The sequence below is a fragment of the Aminobacter sp. P4_H6_2 genome (assembly GCF_056400805.1).
In genome coordinates, this window is record NZ_JBFUKO010000402.1 from 1 (window position 1) to 4,916 (window position 4,916).

The following is a 4,916-nucleotide window of genomic DNA, read 5'->3' on the forward strand; positions in this document are numbered from 1 at the left end:
GATTAGCCTGATGTCGAAATGCTCCTGTGCTGCCTTGATCGCCTCGACTGTGAACATCGAGATCAGCACGCCGCGCTGGTAGAACATCTGGTCAAGCTCTTCCAAAGGCGTCTGCGACTTGCCGGCATCGACGACRTATTTGCGGATGTCCTGGATCGCGTCGGCATTTGATACCGGCAGGTTCCACGACAGCGCGCGATACCCTTTGGCAGCGTCGCCAGCCAGTTTGAGGTCGTCGTCCTGGGCCGACCACCAGATGCCGACGAGCCGGTTCATCGGAAAACCCGTCTTGATCGCCTCGGCGAAAGCACGGGCGTTCATCGCGCCCCAGCCCCACAACAGCACGAAATCCGGGCGCTCGCTCTTGATCCTCGCCCATTGCGCCGACTGGTTCTGCATTTCCTTGGCCGCGACCGGCACAGGCAAAAGCGTGAAGTCGAAGCTATCGGCATAGGCTTGCAGCAGCGGGATCGGCTCCTCGCCATAAGGCGCGTCGAGATGCAGGAGCACGATCTTCTTGCCCCTCAGGCTGTCGAGATCGTCGCCCGAGATGCTCTTGAGCATCATCGAAGCTCCGTCCCAATAGGTGACGGGCGGGTTGAAGGCCCATGGAAAATGCTTGCCGTCGGCCATCGCCGAGAAACCGTAGCCCGGCGCCAGGACCGGCACCTTGTCGGCGCTGGCCTTGGGCAGAAGTTCAAGCGCGATGCCAGGCGACCAGGGCTGGGCCACGAGGCTGGTGGCCCTGGTCCTATAGTAGCATTCGACACCCTTGTCGGTGTTGAAGCCGGTTTCGCACTCRTTGTAGTCCAGCTTGATGCCGTTGATGCCGCCGTCGCGCTCGTTGAGCATCAGCAAATAGTCGCGCTGGCCGTCCATCAGCGGCGCACCGGCAGCCGCGAACGGACCGGTGCGAAAGGCCATATTGGCGATGGAAAGCGCATCCTCGGCGAGCGCGGGCGCGGGCAGGATCAGGCCAAACAGCAGCCCTGCCCGCAGAATATGCTTGGTGGTCGGCGTCGTCATCGTGCCCGCGTGTTCCGGATTACAGTGCCGCCGACCTTACGCGAAGCTCAGGCGGCTTCGCGATAGTATTTTGCCGTCGGCAGGATCGTCAGCGGCGCGAGTTCGCCCTTCGGCGGCTTGCCGAACATCAGCCGCTGTTCCATCGGCGTCGATTTGAAGAAAGGAAAGCGTTGGAAGGAGCGCTCGCGGATGCTGTTCACATCGGCGCGGTAGAGAACAACCTTGTTAAACACCCCCGGATAGGAGCGCGGCTCGCTTATCCRCTCGGAATTATAGATGCGTTTGTAGAAGCCGGCGTGATCTTCGCGAACGGTCGACAAGCAGTAAGGTGCCTTGAAATGGAAACACGCCATGCCGGCCAGGCGAAGTGTGATGTAAGGGATTTGCGGGTAAACGCGTGACCATTCGGGGTCCGATGCGAAGCGGCTGGGGCAAATGAACGTCAACCCCTCCGCAAGCATTGGCATGACGATATCGCCGAATGCTTTAGTGGACGGCGACAATGGCGTCGCTAGCGTGACGTGGTGAATGCGCAGCGTGCTCACCAGGTGCTGATCGACATAGACACCGAATCGATAGGCGTTGGGTGTCTCGTCCAGTTCGTCATTGATGGTATGGCTCTCGTTGTCGGGAACCATATCGTTGGACCGATACGACTTGTAGCGCAGCCGGTAGATGTCCTCGAGATCTTCGCCCTTGTCACAGCGGCGGTACTCGGTGCGCTCAAGCAAGTTCGACACGTGCCGTGCAAATGACGACCCTGCGTCGGGCACAGCGCTACTCTTGGCGTCCGCGTCACCGCTGGACGCCACTTGATGGATGGTCATGGAGTTCCCCGTAATTCCGCCCAGCTGAAAACTAGCCGAGGTCGGGGTGATGTAAAGATGAAAATCAAACTGTAGCTGTTTACCTTCCGTTAAGGTTAATAATTAACAGAAAATTAAGCATTTCCGCAGTTAGGCAATGTGTCGCGTCATCGCCTCAACGACGAGCTGTGACGCGGGCGAGACCGATATCCTTGGCGAAAGGCCAGACGGTATTCGACATCGTTTCGATGCCCGACGATGACAGCGCCGAGCCGAACAGGAAGCCTTGAACCAAGTCTGGATGAACTTCGATGGCCAGAATCTTGAGCTGTTCGAAGGTTTCCACCCCTTCCACAGTCACGGAAAGCCCGAGCGGCCGCGACAAGTCGACGATGCCCTTGAGCAATTGCAAGGACCGCGGATTCTGCGCGACGTCAGCGAGGAAGCTGCGGTCGATCTTGACCTTGTCGAGCGGCAGCTTGTGCAGGTAGCTCAAGCTCGAATATCCCGTTCCGAAATCGTCCAGCGCAATGCTTACGCCGATCAGCTTGAGTTCCTCGACATAGCTGCGCGTCAACGACTTGTCGTCGAGCAGCGCGGTCTCGGTGACCTCGATCTCCAGGCGATGCGGCGCAAGGCCTGATGCCGCGAGTGCATCCTTGACCTTGTCGATGACATCACGATTGCGGAAGTCCTTGGCCGAAAGATTGACCGACACACCAATCGGCGCGGGCCACTTGGCGCATTCCGCGCACGCAGCCTGCAGCACGAAGGTGCTGATGGCGGAAATGATGCCCATCTCTTCAGCGAGCGGGATAAAGGTGGCGGGCGAGACGGGCCCGAGTTCTGGGTGATCCCAACGACACAGCGCCTCGCAGCTAGCTATGCGCATGGTGCTCATTGAAACGATGGGCTGGTAGACGACGCGCAGTGCGCGCGCTTCGACCGCATTGCGCAGATCGGCCTTCATCAACTGGCGATTGCGGAAAGCGGCATCCATCACCGCTTCGAACAGGTGCCAGCTGTTTTTGCCCGACTCCTTGGCCTTGTAGAGCGCAAGGTCGGCCCTGACGATCATCGCATCGACGTCGGAGTCACGCACCTGCGACAGCACGGTGCCACCGCTCGCCTGGATACGAAGTGCGTGGCCGGCAACGTCGACCTCGCCCTGCATTTCGGCGAAGATGCGATCTAGCATTTCGGTAAGGTGGCTCTCGTCTTCGACCTTGTCGAAGTAGATCATGAATTCGTCGCCGCCAAAGCGACTGATCTTGACCGTATCGCTGGCAAAAGCAGCCAGACGTTCCGCCACAGCATAGATGAGCCCGTCGCCGACCGGATGGCCAAGGGTATCGTTGACACTCTTGAAGTCGTCGAGATCTAGAACGGCAAGTGCACAAAGCCGGTCGCGTGCGCCGGCATGGATGCACTCAGCAACCGTTTCATGGAAGTAGGCACGGTTCGGCAAACCGGTAAGGCTATCGTAGCGGGCCATGAACCGGATCTTTTCTTCGGCAGCGACACGGGCCGTCACGTCTTCGAAGGTGATGACCCCAAGTTCCTGGCTGCCTTCGCGCGCCGAAAACTCCAGGCATTGCCCATTGGCAAGCGAAACCAGGACCTTGCGGTCCCTGCCCTCACGTAGCGCGCGCGTCAGTTGTGCTTCGATGTAGCGGCAGTCCTTGAGCGCAAGCTGGCCTCCAGCGACGCCACGCATCAAGAGGCCATGAATCGAGCGGCCAAGCAGTGCCTCCGGCGACTTGACCGACATCAGATTTGCAGCTTCTGCATTGGCGACCGCCACGCGTCCATCTGGCCCAAGCATGACCAGTCCATGCGACATGGTGTTGAGCGCGCGATTGAAACGCTGGGCCAGGCGGCTGGCCTTTTTTTCCTCAGACACGGCGGTAAAGAGGACGTCGCGTACGGTGTCGGCGAATTTCCGAATCGCAAACAGAAACGGTGCAGACAACAGGCCTAAGAAGACATGGTAGGGGTCACCCCGAAGCAGAAAGCCAAGCGAGATCGGCCACGTCAGCGCGATGATCAAAATGATCACCATGCGCGGAGAGCCGTAATTGCGACCGGCAATCGACGTAGCCGTGGCCAGCGTCACGCAGACAGAGGCGATCTCAGCAAAGGTGTCGTGCGCGAAATAGATGCCGGCGAGACAAAACGCACCCAGTGCGCCGCCGTGCAACGTGCCGTACAAAATGTAGTCGTTCTCGCGCTGGTGCGCCTCTTCCCATGTCGTCGGCGACGGCAAGCTATTGTATTTGCGAAAATTTCGCAGGCGCAACGTGGCGACCAGCACCATGAACAGCGCAACCAAAAGGTAGAGCGGATGGGCGGTTTTCCACCAGACGACGCCGATCAGCGCCGTTTGGGCAACCATGCCAACAGCCAGCGTCGCACCGTCGCGGAAAAGCGTTTCCACGAAAGGGATGTAGACGTCGACCGGTATCTCGTTGTTTCTTCTGCGCATCCGAGGCCCGCCTGGGAGGCCAAGAAGTGCCATACTCGCCTTAAGAAAGGCTTAGAAACAGAGGCTTCAAATAGCCTTCCGGCCATTCAATTGCCTGCTAAAACCTCTAATTTAGATTCAGGTAAACAAGTAATGTCGACTATTCGGCAGCTTGCAGCGCCGGATTGGACGGCGACGCGCTCAATCGCTTGACCAGCCGCTCCCGTTCACCGGCTGCCTTGTCGACACTGGCATGCTTGACGTGACCGTAGCCGCGGATCAGTTGCGGCACCGATGCCAGTGCTGTGGCCGCTTCGATATTGTCGCTGGCAAGCGCTCCGCGGATCAGTTCGAGATCGGCCTCGTAGCGATCAAGCAAATCGCGTTCCATGCGCCGTTCTGCTGTGTAGCCAAAGACGTCGAAGGCACCGCCACGTAGCCCCTTCATCGCCGCGAGCAGCTTGAAACCCGTCATCATCCAGGGGCCGAAGCTTGATTTGCGCAGCACACCGTCAGTACCCTTGCGGCCGAGGATCGGCGGCGCCAGGTGGAACTCCAGCCGGTCGTAGCCCTGAAACTGTTTTGCCAGCTCGCGTTTGAAGGAACCGTCGGTGTAGAGC

General features: G+C 59.1%; 4 protein-coding genes. All 4 read right to left on the reverse strand.

Features of this window, described 5'->3' with window-relative positions; all coding sequences use genetic code 11:
* On the reverse strand, positions 1–1,026 hold a 1,026-nt coding region (locus tag AC1DUU_RS22815; RefSeq protein WP_476785667.1), incomplete at its 3' end, for an ABC transporter substrate-binding protein.
* 47 nt (positions 1,027–1,073) lie between these two features.
* Complete coding sequence (locus AC1DUU_RS22820) at positions 1,074–1,853, reverse strand: N-acyl amino acid synthase FeeM domain-containing protein (RefSeq protein ID WP_476785668.1); 780 nt, start codon at positions 1,851–1,853, stop codon at positions 1,074–1,076.
* A gap of 154 nt (positions 1,854–2,007) precedes the next feature.
* Positions 2,008–4,317, reverse strand: coding sequence for a putative bifunctional diguanylate cyclase/phosphodiesterase (locus AC1DUU_RS22825; protein ID WP_476785669.1), 2,310 nt, complete (start codon positions 4,315–4,317; stop codon positions 2,008–2,010).
* A 139-nt stretch (positions 4,318–4,456) separates the two neighbouring features.
* The coding region (locus AC1DUU_RS22830; protein ID WP_476785670.1) for a DUF6537 domain-containing protein at positions 4,457–4,916 on the reverse strand (460 nt) is incomplete at its 5' end.